Annotated in this window: 15 protein-coding genes; 4 read left to right on the forward strand and 11 right to left on the reverse strand. The window is 37.4% G+C overall.

All coding sequences use genetic code 11. The features are described from left to right. Positions 1–54 precede the first annotated feature (54 nt). The gene (locus JR347_RS03315; protein WP_205722633.1) at positions 55–1,869 is read left to right on the forward strand and encodes a M2 family metallopeptidase; all 1,815 of its coding nucleotides are present in this window, start codon (positions 55–57) and stop codon (positions 1,867–1,869) included. Positions 1,870–1,871: 2 nt separating this feature from the next. Further along, on the forward strand, positions 1,872–4,070 hold the full coding sequence (locus JR347_RS03320) for a T9SS type A sorting domain-containing protein (protein ID WP_205722634.1): 2,199 nt from the start codon (positions 1,872–1,874) through the stop codon (positions 4,068–4,070). 14 nt (positions 4,071–4,084) lie between these two features. Here JR347_RS03320 and JR347_RS03325 read toward each other — a convergent pair whose 3' ends face one another. The 6 genes from JR347_RS03325 to JR347_RS03350 all read right to left on the reverse strand — a co-directional run bounded on the left by JR347_RS03325 (position 4,085) and on the right by JR347_RS03350 (position 12,805). After that, positions 4,085–4,756 (reverse strand): hypothetical protein, encoded by a 672-nt coding sequence (locus tag JR347_RS03325; protein ID WP_205722635.1) that lies wholly within the window; start codon positions 4,754–4,756, stop codon positions 4,085–4,087. 258 nt (positions 4,757–5,014) lie between these two features. Next, the gene (locus JR347_RS03330; protein WP_205722636.1) at positions 5,015–6,793 is read right to left on the reverse strand and encodes a DUF885 domain-containing protein; all 1,779 of its coding nucleotides are present in this window, start codon (positions 6,791–6,793) and stop codon (positions 5,015–5,017) included. Between the two features lie 107 nt (positions 6,794–6,900). Then, positions 6,901–8,703: an acyl-CoA dehydrogenase family protein gene (locus tag JR347_RS03335; RefSeq protein ID WP_205722637.1), complete on the reverse strand. Its 1,803-nt coding sequence runs from the start codon at positions 8,701–8,703 to the stop codon at positions 6,901–6,903. Between the two features lie 33 nt (positions 8,704–8,736). After that, positions 8,737–9,912, reverse strand: a complete 1,176-nt coding sequence (locus JR347_RS03340; protein ID WP_205722638.1) for an acetyl-CoA C-acyltransferase — start codon at positions 9,910–9,912, stop codon at positions 8,737–8,739. A 29-nt stretch (positions 9,913–9,941) separates the two neighbouring features. Continuing rightward, the gene (locus JR347_RS03345) at positions 9,942–12,344 is read right to left on the reverse strand and encodes a 3-hydroxyacyl-CoA dehydrogenase/enoyl-CoA hydratase family protein (RefSeq protein ID WP_205722639.1); all 2,403 of its coding nucleotides are present in this window, start codon (positions 12,342–12,344) and stop codon (positions 9,942–9,944) included. Between the two features lie 8 nt (positions 12,345–12,352). Next, positions 12,353–12,805 carry a MarR family winged helix-turn-helix transcriptional regulator gene (locus JR347_RS03350; protein WP_205722640.1) on the reverse strand — a complete coding sequence of 151 codons (453 nt, stop codon included), beginning with the start codon at positions 12,803–12,805 and terminating at the stop codon, positions 12,353–12,355. Positions 12,806–12,981: 176 nt separating this feature from the next. On the opposite strand from JR347_RS03350, the gene JR347_RS03355 reads away from it, so the two are divergent. Both JR347_RS03355 and JR347_RS03360 read left to right on the forward strand, forming a co-directional pair. Further along, complete coding sequence (locus tag JR347_RS03355) at positions 12,982–13,317, forward strand: PadR family transcriptional regulator (protein WP_205722641.1); 336 nt, start codon at positions 12,982–12,984, stop codon at positions 13,315–13,317. Next, on the forward strand, positions 13,317–16,013 hold the full coding sequence (locus JR347_RS03360; protein WP_205722642.1) for an ABC transporter permease: 2,697 nt from the start codon (positions 13,317–13,319) through the stop codon (positions 16,011–16,013). Before JR347_RS03355 ends, JR347_RS03360 begins: the two co-directional genes overlap by 1 nt. Here JR347_RS03360 and JR347_RS03365 read toward each other — a convergent pair whose 3' ends face one another. The 5 genes from JR347_RS03365 to JR347_RS03385 all read right to left on the reverse strand — a co-directional run bounded on the left by JR347_RS03365 (position 16,014) and on the right by JR347_RS03385 (position 21,983). Further along, a complete protein-coding gene (locus JR347_RS03365; protein ID WP_205722643.1) occupies positions 16,014–16,790 on the reverse strand; it encodes a response regulator transcription factor in 777 nt (258 codons plus the stop codon). It lies immediately after the preceding gene. Positions 16,791–16,817: 27 nt separating this feature from the next. After that, positions 16,818–17,450 (reverse strand): hypothetical protein, encoded by a 633-nt coding sequence (locus JR347_RS03370; protein WP_205722644.1) that lies wholly within the window; start codon positions 17,448–17,450, stop codon positions 16,818–16,820. Between the two features lie 18 nt (positions 17,451–17,468). Further along, on the reverse strand, positions 17,469–17,672 hold the full coding sequence (locus JR347_RS03375; RefSeq protein WP_205722645.1) for a hypothetical protein: 204 nt from the start codon (positions 17,670–17,672) through the stop codon (positions 17,469–17,471). 79 nt (positions 17,673–17,751) lie between these two features. Then, positions 17,752–19,668 (reverse strand): GAF domain-containing protein, encoded by a 1,917-nt coding sequence (locus JR347_RS03380; RefSeq protein WP_205722646.1) that lies wholly within the window; start codon positions 19,666–19,668, stop codon positions 17,752–17,754. 170 nt (positions 19,669–19,838) lie between these two features. Next, complete coding sequence (locus tag JR347_RS03385) at positions 19,839–21,983, reverse strand: M3 family metallopeptidase (RefSeq protein WP_205722647.1); 2,145 nt, start codon at positions 21,981–21,983, stop codon at positions 19,839–19,841. Between the last annotated feature and the right edge of the window lie 55 nt (positions 21,984–22,038).

Below are 22,038 nucleotides of genomic sequence, written 5' to 3' on the forward strand. Positions count from 1 at the left end.
TGAGAATACTTATATTTGAAGCAATTTCAAATACCAATCAAAACCAACTCAAACATGTTTAAGTACAGATTATTGACCTTCATCATGCTATGCTTTTTAATAAGCTGTAACCAGCAAGATGAAAAGCAATCAAACATCAAATCCGATGCTCAGGAGTTTATCGATAATTATACACAGGAATTTCTGAGGCTCTATTACAATTCTGCAAAGGCTGAATGGGAATCTAACACTCATATTGTTGAAGGCGACACGCTCAATGCCTACTATACCCAAAAAGCGAACGAAGCGCTTGCCGATTTTACGGGTAGTGAATCAATCATTACTAGTACCAGAGCATTTCTAGATAAAAGAGAGGAATTAGATGCTCTTCAGGTTAAGCAATTAGAAGCCATATTATATGCAGCTGCAAATAATCCTTCAACAGCTAAAGAAATTGTTAATAAGCGTATTAAAGCGGAAACTGTTCAAAACGAAAAGTTATTTGGTTTTGACTTTAAAATCGATGGTAAATCCGTTTCTCCTAATGAGATCGACAGAATCCTAGGTGAAGAAACTGACATCAAGAAGCGCCAGGCGGCTTGGGAAGCGAGTAAAGAAGTAGGTAAAACGCTAAAAGAAGGTCTGGCCGAATTAAAAGACTTAAGAAACCAAACTGTTCAGGCACTTGGTTATCAGGATTACTTCAATTATCAAGTATCTGATTATGGGATGACTACTGAAGAAATGGTTCAGTTAAATAAAAAACTCATTAGTGATGTGTGGCCATTATATAGAGAACTACATACATGGGCTAGATATGAACTAGCTGAAAAATATGGTCAGGAAGTTCCAGACATGCTTCCTGCACATTGGTTACCAAACAGATGGGGTCAGGATTGGTCTGGTCTAGTTAATGTTGAAGGTATTGATTTAGATTCAAAGCTTGAAGAAAAAGGAAGCGAATGGCTGGTTAAACAAGCTGAAAGATTTTATGTAAGTCTGGGTTTTGAAGAATTGCCACAAAGCTTTTACGATAGCTCAAGTATGTACCCTGCACCTGAAGGAGCTGATTATAAAAAGAATAATCATGCATCAGCATGGCACATGGACCTACAAAAAGATATTCGTTGTTTAATGAGTGTTGTTCCTACGGCAGAGTGGTACGAGACTACGCACCACGAATTAGGTCATATCTACTATTACGTTTCTTACACTAATCCTGATGTTCCGCCATTGCTAAGAGGGGGCGCAAACAGAGGGTTTCATGAAGCTATTGGTAGTATGTTAGGGTTAGCAGCCATGCAGAAGCCTTTCTTAGAAAATCTTGAGTTGATTCCTTCAGGTGTAGAAACCGATGAAACACAAACTCTTTTAAAAGAAGCTCTAAACTATGTGGTCTTCATTCCTTTCTCAGCTGGCGTGATGACACATTTTGAGCAGGATTTATATGTTAATAATCTCTCAAAAGATGAGTACAATAAAGCCTGGTGGCAAATGAAAAAAGACTTTCAGGGTATTGTGCCTCCAACTGAAAGGGGTGAAGAGTATGCAGATGCAACATCCAAAACACACATTAATAATGATGCCGCACAGTATTATGACTATGCGTTGAGTTATGTGTTGCTATTCCAAGTGCATAATCATATTGCTAAAAACATATTAAAGCAAGACCCTAGAGCTACTAACTACTATGGCAATAAAGAAGTTGGAAAGTTTTTAAACGATATGCTTAAAGTAGGAGCAACCAAAGATTGGAGAGAATTATTAAAAGAAACCACAGGTGAAGAATTAAATGCAAAGGCAATGCTCGATTACTTTTCACCGCTTACTAAGTATTTAAAAGAAGAAAATAAAGGAAGAATTTATACTTTGCCTGAAAAAGCTTTTTAATAATGAGAAGATTATTTTTGACATTCATCTTTGCCCTTAATTTATCAATTGGACAAAGTCAACATTCAATAGCAAGAATATGGAATGATGCCGTACTAGAGGGAATTAGAAACGACTTTGCCAGACCGACTGTTCATGCAAGAAACCTTTTTCATACATCAGTGGCTATGTATGATGCTTGGAATGCATTTGAGGGTACTGGCGAATTTTATCTATTAGGTAAAAGTTTAAATGGATATAAATGCCAATATAATGGTATTGTTATTCCTACTGAACCTACTGCTAAAAAGGCTGCGCAGGAAGAAGCTATAAGTTTTGCTGTATATCGTATAATGCAACACAGATTTGCCAATTCACCCGGTAGCGAAGAAGTAATGTCATTAATTGACGATTTAATGGATAATCTTGGTTATGACAGGGCTTTTACTTCTACTAATCTTGAGTTTAACGAGCCTGCAGCACTTGGAAACTATATTGCACAGTGCATTATAGAATACGGACTTATGGATGGATCGAATGAAGCAAATGGTTATGAAAACTTATTTTATGAACCTGTTAATGACCCATTAGCCCCGGCTGAACCAGGAAACTCTACTATGAGTGACCCAAATAGATGGCAGCCTCTCACTTTAGAAGTATTTATTGATCAAGGAGGTAATGTAATCCCAGGAGCAACTCCAGCTTTTTTAAGTCCTGAATGGGGACAGGTTTTTCCTTTTTCACTTACAGAAGAAGATTTGACCATATATGAAAGAGATGGCGGAGAGTATTGGGTTTACCATGATCCATCTGACCCACCATACCTTGAAAGTGATGGAGGCGGGTTATCTGATGAGTATAAATGGACGTTTTCTCTGGTCTCTATCTGGTCAAGTCATTTAGACCCATCTGATGGAGTGATGTGGGATATTTCTCCAGGTGCAAGTGGCAATGTAGATATGTCTACATTCCCAATCCAGCTTGAAGATTATCGTGATTTTTATGACACATTCGGTGGTGGTGATCCCGGAACCGGAAGATCAATTAACCCAAAAACAGGTCAGCCTTATCCTGAGAATATTGTGCCTCGTGGCGATTATGGGCGCGTTTTGGCTGAGTTTTGGGCCGATGGACCTGATTCAGAAACTCCTCCAGGACATTGGTTCACAATTTTAAATGAAGCTGTACATGATCACCCTGATTTTAAAAGGTTGTATAAAGGTGAAGGTACTGAACTTCCTGACCTAGAATGGGACGTGAAAGCCTATTTTATGTTAGGTGGAGCTATGCATGATTGCGCTATTAGCGCGTGGGGTATAAAAGGCTGGTATGATTATACTCGTCCAATTTCCGCAATTCGTTATATGGCAGAAAAAGGACAAAGTTCTGATGAAAATTTACCAAGTTATCATCCAGAGGGAATACCATTAGAACCTGGGTATATAGAATTAGTAGAAGCTGGGGACCCATTAGCGGGTGCAAGTAATGAGAATGTGGGTAAAATTAAACTTTATGCATGGAAAGGTCCAGATTTTATAGCAGACCCAGATGTAGATATTGCTGGTGTTGATTGGATTCTTGCCGATAACTGGTGGCCGTATCAGAGACCATCATTTATAACTCCGCCTTTTGCAGGTTATGTTTCTGGGCATAGCACATACTCCAGAGCTGCAGCAGAGGTATTAACTTTATTAACTGGTGATGAATATTTTCCAGGTGGTGTGGGTGAGTTTGAGGCACCAATGAATGAATTTTTGGTATTTGAAGACGGGCCAAGTGTTGATGTCACACTTCAATGGGCAACTTATAGAGATGCTTCAGATCAAACTAGTTTATCAAGAATATGGGGTGGAATACATCCTCCGGCTGATGATATTAGAGGTAGAATAATAGGATATGAAATTGCCCAAGAAGCATTTACACTTGCTGATAATTACTTTAATAAAGTTGTGACTTCTACAGAACCTCAAATTGCACAAGAGTCAATAAATGTATTTCCTAATCCTACCAATGAGGTTATTAAAATTTCAGGTGATTTTGATTCTCAGAATAATTTAAGTGTTAGTATCATCGATTTGAAGGGTGCAGAAATACTTAATAAAGAAATATATACGCAGGGATCACAACTTGAAATTAATGTTCAGGATATAAAACCAGGTACATATATTTTACAGGTTACTTCAACAAAACGTACGTACAAACAAAAACTCATTATACAATAGAAATTTATAAGCCTCTAATTAGAGGCTTTTTTTATCTCTAACCACACCATAAAAGGTACAGGTATAATGAGAGAATCACTATAACTAAGCTTTAATAGCTCCTCTTTCGGAACACGTCCGTGTTTTTCGGTGGAGATAGAATTAATCATGTAGCCATGTGCCGTTAACATGTTTGCAAAAGGCTGGTAAACATTAGCTTCATGCATTAGTCGTCTTAGTCGATCATAATCTTGATCTTCATGAGAGCCGTCAGATTTAACAGCATCAATATGTTTGACCAGAACATCCTTGTATTCTAACGGATACCCAACCATTGCTCCTTTAAGGTCGATTTTAATACTATCGGCTGCCTTTTCCCATAAATAGTCAATAAAGGTAACTTCATTTTGAAGTGTCGCATTATCAATACCTGAAAATTGATAGTTCATAAATTGAAATGATAAAGAATCTGCATGCTTGCGAAATGCAAGTACTCTATAAATAGAATCGTTTTGAAGTAGCAATGTATAGTCGTTGGCTGTCTTTTGAACAGATAAAAATTCGATTAGAGTGTCGGCAGGCATAATTGACTCCTTCTCCATTTTTGTTTCCTTCTTTGACTCACATGACAAAAATAATAGCCCTATTATTAATGCTGTAACTACCTGATTACCTGTATATAACATATTTTCTAAGGGTTTTGGCATGGCTGTTGTTTAAATCTATTATAGATGTTCTACGTTTAAAGTACATGTTATGAAAACTATAGGAATCATACTAGTCATTTTTTCGTCAATTTTACTCTATAGAAATGACGCTAGCATAGAAGCAAGGCACTCCGGTATTTCAACACTGGAAGACTCAACCTATAAATTGTTAATTAAAATAGAGCGCCTTCGTAGACCAGAAAGATTTTACAATAAACAATTTATTGCATAAAAAAGGAGGCCTAAGCCTCCTTCAAATTAATTGTTGATATAAGCTTCAACTTTCTCCTCAAGCAGTTTTAACGGAATACATCCTGTTTCTAATACTATATTATGGAATTGCTTTATATCAAATTTTTCTCCCATTGCTTCTTGCGCCTTTTTCCGTAACTCAATTATTTTTAGTTGGCCTACTTTATAAGATAAGGCCTGGCCAGGATTAGCCATATAGCGCTCAATTTCTCTTTCAATTGACTCTTCACTTTCTGCTTCATTCTCTAATGAATATTGTATCGCTTGTTCTCTGGTCCAGCCTTGTGAATGCATTCCTGCATCAACAACCAGACGTATTGCTCTATGCATTTCAGCTCCTAACATTCCAAAATACTGGTAAGGGTCAGTATATAAGCCTAACTCCTTGCCTAAAGATTCACTATACAATGCCCAACCTTCACCATAAGCACTATACCACAATGTTCTTCTAAATTCTGGTAGATTTTCATTTTCCTGCTGCAATGAAATTTGGTAGTGATGCCCTGGAATGGCTTCATGCAAAAACAGTGACTCATCAGAATACATATTATAGGCCTCCACATCTGGAATTGGAACATAGAAAGTGCCTGGCCTCGATCCATCTTTAGAGCCTTGATTATACTCGGCACTGGCAGAGGCTTCTCTAAAAGCTTCCGTTCTTTTGACTTGAAATGGTGTTTTAGGTGTTTTATCAAATAATTGCGAAAGTTGAGGCTTCATTTTTTCATGAATTGCGTTGAAATTAGCAATTACCTCCTCTGGCTCTGTAAAGGGCATTAATTCTGGCTTAGTTCTTACATGATTAAAGAAAGATTTTAGATCGCCCTTAAAACCCACTTGTTCTTTCACTTTTTCCATCTCTTTTGAGATTCTTGCAACTTCATCTTTGCCCAATTGAAATACTTCATCAGCAGTCATGTCTGTTGTAGTATATTTTTTTATTTGATGCTGATAGTATTCCTTACCAAAAGGGAGAGCATCAATTCCTGTCGTTTCTCTTCCTGCTTCAAGATATTGATTATTAAAAAATTCAGCCATTCTTGAGTAAAGTGGAATAATTTGACCTTCAACCATATTTTTATAGCTCTCACTCAGTGCGGTTTTTTGATCTTCAGAAAATTCAGAAGGAAAGTTTTTCGCTGGAGAATAGAACAAATGCTCATTATAGGGTCCTTTAGCCAATGATTCTATTTGAGGAATTACCTTTTTTATTAATGGTTTAGGTAGAACCACATTTTGTTCAATACCTTTTTTCATATTCGCTATAGCGCTGTCACCCCAGGCTATGTACTGATCTACTCGTTTAAGCCAATTTTCATAATCCTCAAAAGTATTAAATGGTTGAGCAGATGAGCCGCTGGCTAATTGTCCAAACATTAAATTCATTGACCACATTTGATCAATAGGCATTAAATCCATCGGAAAGTTTAAGTCTTTCAGATTCATTTCACACTCCCACTTTAGAACTTCATAGCTCATTCGTTGATCCTCCGATAAACTACTTTTCTCATACGATTCTAACGCCTCCAAATAAGTAGTATAGAAGTCTGTAAGTTTTAGCTTAAACCTCTCGGTTAAATTATTTGGAAGGATATGATTGTATCTAGTATCTCCTGCAAATGTGGCATCTAATGGAAAGAGTTGTAACCGTTCTTCATGGTAGTTCTCAAGCATTTTGTCAAATGCTAATTCAGGTTCAACTGTGTCAACTTGGTTTTCACTTGAATTCTGACAGCTAAATGTAATAACTGCGATGGCAATAATTTTATATATGCTATTTTTCATTTGAGTTAATTTATAAACTCTTTAAAGTTAATAATTCCTCATAACTGATAGCACAAAAAAAGCCCTGATGGTAACACCAGGACTTCTAAACTTAAAACTAGTAATTATTAAAAAGGATATTCATTTTTAGCTATCACGTAGTCTGCAATTCTTCTTCGGGCATCTTTTAAGTTCATTGGTTCAACTTTTGTAAACCTTTTCAAGCCCATCAGCATCATTCTTTGCTCATCTCCAGTCGCAAAAGAGTTAATTGCTTCTCTACCTGCAGAAGCTGCCTTTTCTATCGCTTCATGCAAGTAAACTCGCATCATATCAATCTGTGGAGCCATTGCTTCTTCACCTTTTTGACCAACAAGTTTCTCAACTCTTAAAAGACAAGACTCTGCAACGTATCCTTCGATTAACATGTCAGCCATATTCATTAGCACCTCTTGTTCTTCACCCAATTTCTGCATGAATTTTTGAACAGCAGCTCCGGCTACCATCAAACCTGCTTTTTTCAGGTTAACTAAGGCTTTCTTTTCTTTGGCAAATAATGCATCATCATCTGAAGCTCCAAAATCAGGAATAGACATTAGTTCCTTTTGAACAGCCATAGCTGGTGACATAAGGTCTAAAGTCCCTTTCATAGCACGTTTCATCAGCATGTCTATGCAAAGCATTCTATTTATTTCATTTGTGCCTTCAAATATTCTGTTGATACGTGCATCTCTATATGATCTATCCATCGGACCTTCGGCTGAGAATCCCATACCACCGTAAATCTGAACGCCTTCGTCAGCACAGTAATCCAATACTTCAGAACCATGTACTTTTAAAATGGCACACTCAATTGCAAATTCTTCTACTGATTTCAATTTGGCTTCTGCCTCAGCCATTCCGCCAGCAATTAATGAATCATACGCATCATCAATATTTTGACCGGCTCTGTAATGTGCAGACTCAGACGCATAAACCATAGTAGCCATTCTTGCTATCTTATGTTTTATCGCTCCGAAATTTGATATTGAAGTACCAAACTGCTTTCTTTCGTTAGAGTAATTTACTGCTGCACTGATAATTGCCTTACTTCCTCCAACGGCAGCAACTCCTAGCTTAATTCTTCCGATGTTAAGTATATTAACAGCTATTTTAAAACCATTTTCTCTTTCAGAAAGAAGGTTTTCTGCAGGTACTTTGCAGTCGTTAAAGAATATCTGACGAGTAGAAGAACCTTTGATTCCCATTTTCTTCTCCTCTTCATTCATGGTGATTCCACCAAACTCTTTCTCTACTATAAATGCAGATAAGTTCTTGTCGTCATCAATTTTGGCAAATACAATATAAACATCAGCAAACCCACCGTTTGTGATCCACATTTTCTGTCCGTTGATCACATAATGCTTACCGTCATCAGTAAGAACGGCTTTTGTTTTACCAGAATTGGCATCAGACCCTGAATCTGGCTCTGTTAAACAGTAGGCAGCTTTCCACTCCCCTGTAGCCAGCTTTGGCAAATATTTTTTCTTTTGTTCTTCGTTACCATAGTAAAGGATAGGAAGCGTTCCAATTCCAGTGTGAGCGGAAATAGCAACTGCAAATGAGTGGGCAGCTCCAAATACTTCTGCCACAAGCATAGATGTATTGAAATTCATTCCAAACCCATCATAAGCTTCAGGTACACTTGTTCCTAAAAGACCAAGTTCTCCTGCTTTATCTAATAGAGATGGCATTAACTCTGGGTTTTTCATTGAGTCAATCTCGTCCAATCTTGGATGAATTTCTTGTTCAATAAAATCCTTACAAGTTTGAGCAATCATCTTTTGCTCTTCACTCCACTCTTCAGGAATGAATACATCATTAGCATCAGTTTCTCTGATCAGAAACTCTCCTCCTTTAATGCTAGTTTTTGTTTCAGTTGTAGTTGACATATTTATAATTTTTTAATCAGTAGTTAGTTTCGTTTAGTTAAGGAGCTCATAAATTCCAGCTACTCCTTGTCCTCCTCCTACACACGCAGTTACCATTCCGTATTTCTGCTTTCTTCTTCTCATTTCATCAAATAATTGGATTGACAATTTTGCTCCTGAGCAACCTAGTGGGTGTCCTAATGCAATGGCTCCTCCGTTAGGATTTAGTTTGTTCTGATCAATACCTAACTCTCGAATTACGGCAAGTGATTGCGCAGCAAATGCCTCGTTCAATTCTATTTGGTCGATATCATCTAATTTTAACCCAGCTATTTTTAATGCTTTTGGAATAGCTGCTACTGGTCCGATGCCCATAATTCTTGGCTCAACACCAGCAGCAGTATAGCTAACTAGTCTCGCGATCGGCTCAAGGTTATGTTCTTTAACCATTTTTTCAGACATCACCATCACGAAAGCAGCACCATCAGAAGTCTGACTTGAGTTACCGGCTGTCACAGATCCACCCGCTGCAAAAACTGGTCTTAATTTACTGAGCGCTTCTACCGTTGTATCTGGTCTAACGCCTTCATCAGTATCTACCACATATTCTCTGGTTTTCTTTTTAAGGTTGGCATCTAGATATGTTTCTTTTACATTGATAGGAACAATCTGATCTTTGAACTTACCCTCCTGAATTGCCTTAGCTGCTTTTACATGAGAGTTATAAGCAAACTCATCCTGATCTTCACGAGACACCTTATACTCCTTTGCAACTTGCTCTGCAGTTAAACCCATGCTTGTATAATACTCAGGGTTTTTTGTTGTGATTTCGTAGTTAAGAGCTGTCTTATGACCCATTACTGGAACTAACGACATTGACTCTGTTCCACCAGCAATAATACAGTCTGCCTGACCTGCGTGTATTCTGGCAGCTGCAATATTTATTGCTTCAAGTCCTGAACCACAGTATCTGTTAATCACCATACCAGGTACTTCAATTGGTAAAGAAAGAAGTGCAATGATTCTACCCATCTGCATTCCTTGCTCAGCCTCTGGTACGGCATTCCCTACAATAAGGTCATCTACTCTCTTGGCATCGAATCCATCAATTGATCCTACCAAGTGCTTAATTACATCTGCAGCTAGGTTGTCTGGTCTAGTAAATCTAAATCCACCTCTTCCTGCTTTTCCTACTGCTGTTCTATATCCTTTTACTATATATGCGTCCATAGTTTTTTAATTTATAGTAATAACAACTTTTAGTTCCTTAATGGTTTACCTGTTGTTAAAATGCTTTGAATTCTTTCTAATGTTTTCTTTTCTCCTGTTAGAGATAAGAATGCTTCTCTTTCAAGATCCAATAAATATTGTTCAGTAACTTCTTGTGGATAAGATAAATCTCCCCCACACATTACGTAAGCAATTTTATTCGCGATTTTCAGGTCATGGTCAGAGATATAATTACCCATTCTCATTCCGTTAACACCTGCCATAAATAAAGCCATACCTGTTTTACCTTGAACTTTAATATTGCTTGCCTGGACTGGCATCGTGTAACCAGCATCTGCTAATTCAATTACCGTAGCTTTTGCATCAGCTAGCTGTCTATCAATATTCATTGAAATTCTATCCTGAGGTCTCAAGATGTGCATGCCTCGTGCTTCTTCAGCAGAAGTGGCAACTTTAGCAGTAGCTATGTTCATGAATGCATTTTGTAAATCATTCAGAACAACATCGCCTGTTTGTATTCCATCAGAAACTCTTTTCGTTAATTCCTTGGTTCCGCCACCACCTGGGATAAGGCCGACACCAACTTCTACTAAACCTATATAAGTTTCAGCAGCAGCTTGTACAACGTCAGCATGCATGGTCATTTCGCAGCCACCACCCAATGAGAGCCCATGAGGTGCTACCACAACAGGTACTGATGAATAACGAACTCGCATCATTGTATTTTGGAAGTGACGAATCATAAAATCTACTTCGTCAAACTCTTGTTCGATGGCATACATAAATACCATACCCAAGTTTGCTCCCGCAGAAAATTGTGCTCCTTGGTTTCCTATTACTAAACCTCGGTAGTCTTTTTCTGCCATATCAATGGCCTTATTAATTCCCTCAACCACTTCACCTCCGAGGGTATTCATTTTGGTATGGAATTCAATTCCAATTACATCATCACCCAGATCAAAAATTGTAGAGCCTGAATTGCTCCAAAGAACTTTGCTTTCTCTAATGTTATCCAGTATGATGTATTCGTCTGCGCCAGGAACTGGTTTATAAGATTTAGAATCAATGTCATAGTAATGTCTTACGCCATCTTTCGCTGTGTAAAATGTTTTAATACCAGCATCTAACATGTCATAAACCCATTTATTAGGCTTATAACCCATTTCTTCCATTTGCTGGATCGATTTCTCTATGCCGATAGAGTCCCAAGTTTCGAAAGGACCTACTTCCCAGCCAAAGCCTGCACAAACTGCATCATCAATTTTATATAACTCATCGGCAATCTCAGGAATGCGGTTTGTTACATACTTGAAAAGCGCGAAGAATGAGTCTCTGTAAAATTCACCTGCTTTATCTTTTCCAGCCAACAATGGCTTAAATCTTTCTTTAAGATTTTCAATTGGCTTAGTAGCTTCAAGCGTTCCAAAAGAGGCTTTCTTTTTAGGCTCGTATTCTAACGTTTCTAGATTTAAGGTAAGTATCTCTGTTTTGCCCTTATCATCTTTTGTTTTCTTATAGAAACCTTGGCCTGTTTTGTCTCCAAGCCATTTATTCTCCATCAACTTGCCGACTACGTCAGGTAATTTAAAAGTATCTCTACCTTCATCGTTAGGTAAACCTTCATATAAATTTGTTGCAACCTTAACAAGTGTATCTAAGCCAACAACATCAGAGGTTCTGAAGGTAGCCGATTTGGGCCTGCCAATTACCGGCCCTGTGAGTTTATCTACTTCGTCCACGTTAAGGCCAAGCTTTTGCATGGATTCGATGACTTTCAAAATGGCATAAATTCCAACTCTGTTGGCGATAAAGGCTGGTGTATCTTTCGCTAATACCGTTGTCTTACCTAAGAACAGATCACCATAGTGCATTAAGAAATCTGTGATTTCAGGGTCTGTTTTTGGGGTAGGAATGATTTCAAGTAATCGAAGGTATCTAGGTGGATTGAAGAAGTGCGTTCCGCAGAAATGCTTTTGAAAATCTTCACTTCTACCGTCAAGCATCAGGTGAATAGGAATACCTGATGTATTAGAAGTAATAAGCGTTCCCGGAGTTCTGTGCTTTTCAACCTGCTCAAATACTTTTTTCTTGATATCCAGATTTTCAACTACTACTTCAATTGTCCAATCATAATCCTTGATTTTAGAAATGTCATCGTCAAAATTTCCTAGTGTTATTCTACTAGCAAAGTCTTTGTCATAAAGTGATGCAGGCTTTGACTTTAAGGTTGATTCAAAGGCATCATTCACAATTCTGTTTCTGACAACCTTATCTTCTAGTGTTAAACCTTTCTTTTTTTCCTGATCATTAAGCTCACGAGGAACAATGTCTAACAAAAGAACATCTACACCAATGTTAGCAAAGTGACATGCAATTCGCGATCCCATGATACCGGATCCTAATACAGCAACTTTTCTTATTCGTCTAGTCATTAGTTAGTTTATTTATTATTTGCGTTATCGTATACTTTATTCTTATCTATAATTTCGTTGATGTTATTAATCACATCAAAGAATACATTTAATTTCGATTCTGGGATTTTCTCACGCACCTGATTATTAAAAGATAACACCGTATTTCGTGAAACTTCTTTCTTCCGTTTGCCTTCTTCTGTTAGGTATATTCTAACTGATCGGCCATCATTCTCGTCTGGCTTACGATAGATCAGCCCTTTTTCTTCCATGTTTTTTAAGACACGCGTTAGGCTCCTTGACTCCAAGCCCATTAGAGGAGCAATCTTGGTAGCCTGAGTACCTTCTTTAGAACTAATGTTCAATAGAACAAAACCGATAGAAGTTGTGATGTCCTGTTTGACCGCCTGCTGGTTATACATTCGAGAGATGGCATGCCATGCAGACTTAATATTATGATCGATTGTTTCCTCTCTTTTCATATTCACACCCTTCAATTCAAACGTTTGTTTTTGAAGGATAACAAATATAAAAAAATTTGTTATGCATGCATACTATATTGGATTAAATTTTACTCACAATATAATCAATTTTAATGTGTTTGTAACCTTCACGAATTACAATCGTATTACCTAAGACTCCAATGTATTGAACTATTATGCATAGTCCGGAACTATTAAAAGGCACTTTACAAACTATCATTTTGAAGCTACTGGCTGATAATGGTAAAATGTATGGGTATGAAATAACCCAAAAAGTAAAAGCCCTTTCCAATGGAAAATTGGTTTTAACTGAAGGTTCATTGTACCCAACTCTTCATAAGCTTGAAGCCGAGGGGCTTCTTTCAACTGAAAAGGTAAGCATGGGTAAGCGCGTTAGAAAATATTATTTACTCACACCGGTTGGTAACAGCACGGTTTCTCAAAAAATTGAGGCTTTTGAGGCCTTTATCAGCACCATGTTTAATGTGCTCCAGATTAAACCTGCTTATTAATGCAATTAACCAACGAGCATATTAACTATATCTCGAAGGACATTCAATATCGAGGAATCGTTGACGACAATCTGGGTGAAGAACTGCTCGATCATATATGTTCATTGGTGGAAGATAAGATGCAATCAGGAATGCGTTTTATTGAAGCCTATGATGAGGTAATTAAAGACTTTGGAAACGAGGAAAAGCTCGTTTCACTACAATCCCAAACTATCCAATACTCCAATAACAACACTAAGATCATGATTCGTAATTATTTTAAAATTGCCATTCGAAACCTCGTGAAGCACAAGTTTTATTCTGCTATAAATATTATTGGCCTAGCTGTTGGCGTTGCCTGTAGCCTCTTAATTTACCTGTTTGTTCAAAATGAGCTCAATTATGATGATTTTCATGTAAATGGAAACAACATCTATCGGATAGAGAGATATGGTAAAATCAATGGAAATGAATTTAAGTACCCTACGGGACCTGCCCCTTTCGGGTTCACTGCAGTTGAAGAAATGCCTGAGGTTGAACAAGCAGTAAGGTTCCGAAACAGAGGTACTTACTTGGTAAAGACACCAGAATCGAATGAAAGTATAAAAGAAGATCGATTGACCTTCACCGATTCTACACTGTTTGATCTGTTTACTTTTAAGGTAATTGAAGGAGACAAAAGAACAGCGCTGATAAGGCCTTATACAGTGGCCATAAACAAATCAACGGCCGATAAGTATTATCCTGGAGAAAGTGCTTTGAATAAGACTCTGATTATGGATGGCAATGAGTCGTTTGAAATAACGGCTGTTTTTGAAGATATCCCAAGCAACTCCCACATACAGTTCGACTTTTTTATGTCGATGTCAACTATTCAAAAGGAAGCCAATAACAACATGTGGTTGAGCAATAATTTCTACACCTACATAAGGGCCGCTGATGGTGTTGAAAAAGAAGACCTTGCCTTAAAGCTTTCCGATTTCTATGGTAGAAAAGTAGAGCCTCAACTCAAAGAGTTTTTAGGTGTTGGCCTTGAGGAATTTGCTGCATCAGGTAATGAAGTGGTTTTGGAATTGAAACAATTGGAAGATATTTATCTAAAGTCTGACTTCATTTTTGACATCGGTAAAACAGGCAATCAACAAAGTGTATACCTTTTTATTGCCATTGCCATCTTTATCCTGGCATTAGCGTGCATAAACTTTATGAACCTATCAACTGCAAGGTCTGCTAACCGGGCAAAAGAAGTTGGCGTTCGAAAGGCATTGGGGTCATACAAATCTCACTTAGTAAGACAATTTCTTACTGAATCTATTATTATGAGTTTAATGTCTTTAATTGTAGGTTTCATACTGGTAATAACTCTTTTACCATTCTTTAATCTCATTGCTGAAAGAAGCCTAACCATTCCTTTTGGTGACCCCCTTTTCATTTTGTCTGTTTTAAGTGGTGCTATTGTTATAGGAGTTATTGCCGGAATATATCCAGCCTTCTTCCTTAGCTCTTTCAAACCTATAAATACCTTGAAGGGAAAATTGGCTCAGGGTGCCGGAAGTTCAATACTGCGTAGCTCACTTGTTGTGTTCCAATTCTTTATCAGTATTCTTTTGATTATAGGCACTATCGCTATACAGAAACAATTAAATTTTATTCAAAACAAAAAAATTGGTTTCAATAAAGAGCAGGTGATTTTGGTAAATGACACCTATATGTTGGGTGACTCCAGAGAAACTTTTAAAAATGAGGTTACCCAGTTAGGCAATGTAGTTTCTGCCTCATATAGCGGTTTTATTCCGATCAACGGCTATAACAGAAATGATAATGTTTATTGGAAGAAGGGACTCTCGCCAGATGAATCGAATACGATTAGCACCCAAATGTGGAATGTAGATAGTGACTATATACCAACGATGGGTATGGAATTAATTGAAGGACGAAATTTTGACAAAAACATAGCGTCCGATTCAAACGCGGTAATTTTAAATGAACAGGCGTTAAGAGTTTATGGGTTTAACCCAGGTGACGAAAGAGCAATCGTAACATATAGCTACAATAATAATACTGGTGCTGTGTTATCTGATGAGTTTGAAGTTTATCATGTTATTGGTGTGGTTAAAGATTTTCATTTTGAATCCCTCAAAGAAAATATTGGTCCTCTGGCGCTTAGATTAGGTAACAGCACTGGCGTTATGTCTGTTCGGTTATCAACAAACGATTTTTCAAATTCAGTGAAACAAATTGAAGATACATGGAAAAAGGTAGGGGCTGGATTGCCATTTAACTATCATTTTCTTGATGACAAGTTTGCAAAAATGTATGCTGAAGAATCAAGGTTGGGCGTGGTTTTTGGTATTTTTTCTGCACTGGCAATATTCATCGGATGTTTAGGACTGTTTGCATTAGCTACTTTTATGGCTGAACAAAGGGTTAAAGAAATAGGGATAAGAAAAGTGTTAGGAGCAAGTGTAAACTCAATTGCTCTGATGCTTTCAAAGCAATTTACACTTTTAGTTCTTGTTGCGTACTTTATAGCCATCCCGGTTGCATGGTATGGCATAGACCTGTGGTTGAACAGTTATAACTACAAAATTTCAGTTGGTGCTGAACTTTTTATAATAGCCGGTGCCCTTGCCTTTTTAATTGCATTAATAACAGTAAGTTATCAGGCAATAAAAGCCGCCATGAGCAACCCTGTAGATTCTTTGAAAAGCGAGTAATTAAAGCAGGCCGTCTCTAATACATTTGGCTACCAGCTCCGTAATATTCTGGCAATCAGTTTTTGCCAGAATGTTTTTTCTGTGGGTATGAACAGTGTGTTCACTGATAAACAACTTTTTAGCTATCTCAGATGTAGAATGACCTAGCGACAGTAATCTTAATATATCTCTTTCTCGGTGGCTGTATTTATTTTCGAGTAAGTGTTGAGAGTAGTTTTTATAATAAATAGTTTCATATTCATCATTCGCATTTAAAATTAATGCCGTTGATTTCATTGGAATACGATCTCCAGAACCCGTAACTGAATAGTGAGCCAAACCTATTACAGGTTTTCCTTCATCATCAAAATACATGGGTGTTGTATGTTGAGTGACATTCAGGTATTCATCTTTGGAGTTTTTAATGCTGTAATTCCAGATATAACTTACGCGCTTTCTATCTTCCTGTGGAATTTCAGCTAGTGTGAATTCCATAAGCTCTGACAACACTTTCAACCAAATACTTGCCTCATCTGGGTGATACCTACTCCACCAATAGGTCATGCCTTCATCCTCCATTTTCTTTCGGTCGAGACCAGTAGCATAGGAGAAATTCTTACTTACAAACTCAAAAGATCTTTTAGTAGTGTTAGTAATGCAAAAGAACATAGCACTGGGCGGAATTAGCTTATCTAGTTCTTTTAATCTTTTAATGTGGGTTTCGATTACATCGCCTTTGAGCTCCTTTATAGTCTCAAAGACTTCATCGTAAATATTTACAAATTCGTGGTTATGCATTTTGTTTAACTAAACAGCAGACAATGTTTAATGTTTAAACTCCGTTCCTAATTTTTCAAGTGCAGCTTTGGCTCTTTCCAATTTTTCTTTTTCCAATCTTATTTTTTCTTCTAAATCTCGTGCTACCTTTTCAGCCTGAGCTATTTTCTCCTCTTTTACTTTAATTGCCTCATCAACAACATCGCCTGCTTGTTTCTGCTCCTCAACTTTTTGCTTGGCCACTTCTATTTTTGTTTGAGTTTCTTGTAAAGTTTGCTCCGCTAAAGCCACTTTCTCTTCGGATTCTTTCACTTCTGCCTCGGCTTTAGCACGAGCCTCTGCCGCCCTGGCTTGGCCAAATTCTTTACCGCTTAGTTCACCTTTATTTTTTCCGTAGGCATTCCCATCATTTTCCTCCCCTTCTTCACTTTCCTCCTTATCTTCTTTTGGGTCTTTGTCTTTCACCTTCTCCTCCTTCATTTTCTTTCCCTTCTCTTCTGAATCCAGACTGTCAGACTCATTACTGTTTTTATCTTTCTCCTTTCCTTTCCCTTTGTTTTCTTTATTCTTTTGAGCTTGCTCTTTTTTCTCTTTCGCTTTATCAGAATTTCCTTGAGCCGAGGACTCTAAAATTGTTACGCAAAGAACAAGAGTTAATAGTATGTAGGTTAACTTTTTCATGATTACCAGAGGTTGGGTTTAAATATCCTTTAAAAGGCTGTCTACTTCCTGAGTGGTTTTCTCCATTTGTTTCTCAAGGTCATCAGTAGTTTGATCTAATTCTTCTGTTGCGGCCTCTACACTTTCTGTATTGGACTTTAGCTCTTCACTAACCTCTTCTTTAGGGGCAGAGCTACATGCTGACAGGATACCAACTGAGACAATAAAAAGTAAGTACTTCATAGGAGTGTAAGTTTGAATTAACTTACAAGCTAAAAAGATTTGTCAAAAAATGAAATGGTTTTGAAGGAAGATCAATAATTTATTCAAACAGGTGTTCCTTCTCTTTTTGAGTTAGCCTATTTCTTAGATCTGAAATTTGTATTTCCGATTTGCCCAACTCATTTTCCAATCGCTCTACCTCTTTCAAAAGTTCCGTTCGCTGTCGCTCCATTTCCTCTTGCGTGGCCTGAAGCTCTTCTGAGTTTTGTCGCAATTCTTCATCCTGTGCACTAAGTGCCACTGCCTTCTCCTGAGCCTCGTCCAGTAATTTTAATGTCCTTTCAGCTATTTTTTTGCTAGATAAAATATTGGCTATGCTTTCAGATACTCTGTTAATAAATTTAATTTCCAACTCTGAAAAGAGCTGAAAAGAAGCTAACTCAATAACGCCCATCGCCTCATCGTTGATCATAAGCGGAACGATAATTACATTTCTTGCCGTTGCCTCACCCAGGCCTGATGTGATTTTGATATAATCTTCTGGAACTTCTTTTAGTAGAATATAAGATTTTTCCAGTACAGACTGACCTACCAGACCCTGACCAATTTGTATCTTTTTATGTTCATATTTCTTTTTATTGTAAGCGTAAGTAGCCACCGATTCAAGGCAATTTTCATCTTCATTGATAACATATATCGCCCCTTGATTAACGCCAAGATAATTTACAAGCTGAGAAATAATCTCATCACCTAACTCTGAAATATTATTGGTGTTGTTTTTTAAAATTTCAGAGAACTTGGCCATTCCTTCATTTAACCAGTTAATACTTCTTTGTTGTTTATCCGCCTCAACCAACTGACTTTTCATTTTTATTATGGCTGTAGCCAAAACGTCTTCTTTAAACTCGTCTTTGTATTCGATATTCAAATTACCCTTTCCAAGATCCTGAGCAAACTGAACGGCAGCTTTAATTCTTTCAACCAGGTTATTAAGCGCGTGTTTTGCATAAGCGATTTCATCTTTTGTGCGAACAACCATATTTTCTGGAAAAGACCCTTTGGAAAGACTTACTAAGGCAGATTTTATTTCATTAATTGCCTTAGTAAGAAGATTTGCATAAAAAATAACCAATATTAACCCTACAATAATCTGAAGTGTAAGCAGTGCAAATAGGGTAATCAATGAGTGTTGCACCATTTCTTGATTTTTCGATTTTACTGATTGTGTTAAGTTTGATAGCACATTTTCAAACGATTCAAAATTGCTATTAATCGCTCCCAATAATCCACTCTCAGAATCCAGACCTATTTTGGACTCCAGTTCGATTATATAGTTGAACTGTGATTGGTACTTTTTGATACTATTTTTAATCTCACTTTTCCCTTCTTCCAGATTCATGGAGTCAACCTGTATTGTAAGTTTTTCTATTTGATCGTTAAATCGGTTTTTATATTTTAAATCCTTCCTTAAGAAAAAATCTTTTTCGTGTCTGCGAAGCATCAGCATGCTTGCTTTGTCGTAGGGGTAGTTAGAGTCTTCAACATCATGAATGGCTTTTCTTAGTTTTCCCTCAACACCATAATCCTGAAACCCTCGTTCAGAGAAAGTAAGAATTAGACTTTTGACATTTTTATCATAGGCGACCAGCTTACTGGAAATTGAATCTAATTGCCTTTTATTTATTTGGCGAGTAAAGTAATCGTGACTGTCAATGTCCTCAAGTTCACTTTGAATAAATGCATATTCCTTATTGTAGGAGTTTAGCCATTCACTTTCATTCGTTTTTAAAAATTCTACGTTTTTAAAGCCTCGATCAGAAAACTCCTGGATATCACGCGACATTTTGAGTGCTGCTACGTTCAGCCCATTTATTCTTTCAGATAATTCATTGTATGAAATTATATTCTGGATACTGGAAATGCCTACAGAGATAATCCAGACTGACATTAGAAGTATAGAGCCAAAAGCAAAGAGTAGTTTAAATCTTATTGGCAGTTTTTGAATCCAGGTTTTCATATTTGTATTCGTTAGGATTCAAAATAACAGGTAAAATGCCCTCTAAGATTTCTGCATTTGATTAAGTAATAATTAAGTTATTATTATGTGAATTACACAGCGCTCTCTATCAACTAGTTATAAAAAAACCCTAACGGTGCTCGTCAGGGTTTTACTTAAAATTAAATTAATTACTTCACTGGAAAACCTCTATCACGCATTAATGCTTCAATTTTAGCATCGCGACCTCTGAACTTTCTATACGCTTCAGCAGGATCCATTGAGTTTCTTGGAGCAAATAAATATTTTACCAATTTCTCTGCAACTTCTTTGTCATAGAATCCACCCGGAGCTTCTTTAAATGCTTCGGCTGCATCTGACGTTAATACATCTGCCCACATATAACCATAATAAGCGGCAGCGTATCCTTCACCAGAAAACACGTGCCCAAAATGTGGTGACCTGTGACGCATTACTAGTTCATCTGGCATATTTAATTTAGCCAATGTTTCTTTTTCAAATGCATCAGGATCAATGCCTTCCGGATCAGTAGTATGATAATACATATCCATGAGTGCAGAAGCTAAATATTCTGTAGTTGCAAAGCCCTGATTGAAGGTAGAGGCCTTATTAATTTTTGCAATTAATTCCTGAGGCATAGCCTCGCCAGTTTTATGGTGTACCAAATAATTGTTAGTTACTTCATCAGTCGACAACCATCTTTCTAAAAGTTGAGATTGAAACTCCGTATAATCTCTCACTCCTCCATTTAATGTTGGGTACTCTACATTAGAAGACAATGCATGAAGTGCATGACCAAATTCATGGAAGAAAGTATTGGCATCATCCCACGAAACAAGTACTGCATCGCCAGGTGCCGGTTTTACGAAATTTGAATTATTTGAAACGAGTACAGTTTCTTTCCCTTCAAATGTAGTGTGGCTTCTGTAAGAGTTTGCCCAGGCACCTGATCTTTTTCCTTGTCTGGCAAATGGATCTAAATACCACAGGCCGATATGTTCACCAGAAGTTTTGTCCGTAACTTCCCAAACCTTTACATCTTCCTGATAAACAGGAACTGTACCTTCCGGTACGGGAGTGAATTTGAAATTGAACAATTCGCCCGCTACAAAGAACATCGCTTCTCTCAACTTATCAAGTTGCAGGTATTGTTTTACTTCATCAGAATCTAAATCATATTTATCCTGTCTCACTTTCTCGGCATAATATCTATAGTCCCAAGGTTCGATGGTAATGTTATCACCATTTTTATCAGCAATGGCTTGCATGTCAGCAACCTCTTCATCTACTCTTGCTATAGCTGCCGGCCAAACAGACTCCATCATTTGCATCGCATTTTCCGGTTTTTTAGCCATTCTGTTTTGAAGTCTCCATTCTGCATAATTATCATGTCCTAACAATGCAACGCGCTCATCTCTCAATTTCAAAATGTCGGCAATAATCTGATTGTTGTCGTGTTCACCACCATTATCACCACGAGAATAGTAGTTACGCCACACTTTTTCTCTCAGATCTCTTTCTGTAGAATAAGTTAAGAAAGGGTCCATCGATGAACGTGTATTAATTACAGCATACATTCCTTCTTTTCCTCTATCAGCAGCAGCTTTTGCAGCTGAATTTATATAAGACTCTGAAAGACCACCAAGCTGATCTTTTGTTAAAAATGTTTCGTACGATTCTTCATCTGCCAAGACATTACTTGCAAATTTTGTATACAGCGAAGAGAGCTCTTTATTAATTTCTGCATAACGCTTCTTAGACTCTTCGTCTAAGTCAGCTCCGTTCATCGCATACCCTTCATAAGTCAGCTGAACAAGTCTTTGTTCTTCGGGAGACCTAGGCTCTTTTTGAGTTTGTTCATAAACTGCTTTTACTCTCTGAAACAGTTTTTCGTTTTGTGTAATTTTTGAACTGAATTCAGAAATAACTGGAGCCATTTCTGCTTGAATTTCACGGAACTCAGGACTTGACATATTGCTACTCCAAATGCCATAATAAACAAACACTCTATTGAGTGCGTCTCCAGTACTTTCTAACGCTACAATTGTGTTTTCAAAAGTTGGAGGCTCTGGGTTATTGGCAATTTTATCAATCTCTTGCAGGTTTAGTCTCATACCCTCTGTTAAAGCGGGCTTTAAACTATCCAAATTCATTTGATCAAAGGCCGGCAATCCACCGTAAGGGCCCGACCACTCTTTTAACAGCACATTGTCTGTCGTAAATTCTTCTTCCTCAGGTTGAGAACTTTGAGAACACGCTGTCCAGGCAACAGCGCTCACAATAGTTAGGTAAGTTGTAAGCTTTTTAAAATTCATTTTAAGAATATTTGGTTTTTGGAAAGTTAAAAATAAGCCTGCGATATAAACAGGA

Source organism: Fulvivirga lutea (assembly GCF_017068455.1).
Classification (GTDB): domain Bacteria; phylum Bacteroidota; class Bacteroidia; order Cytophagales; family Cyclobacteriaceae; genus Fulvivirga; species Fulvivirga lutea.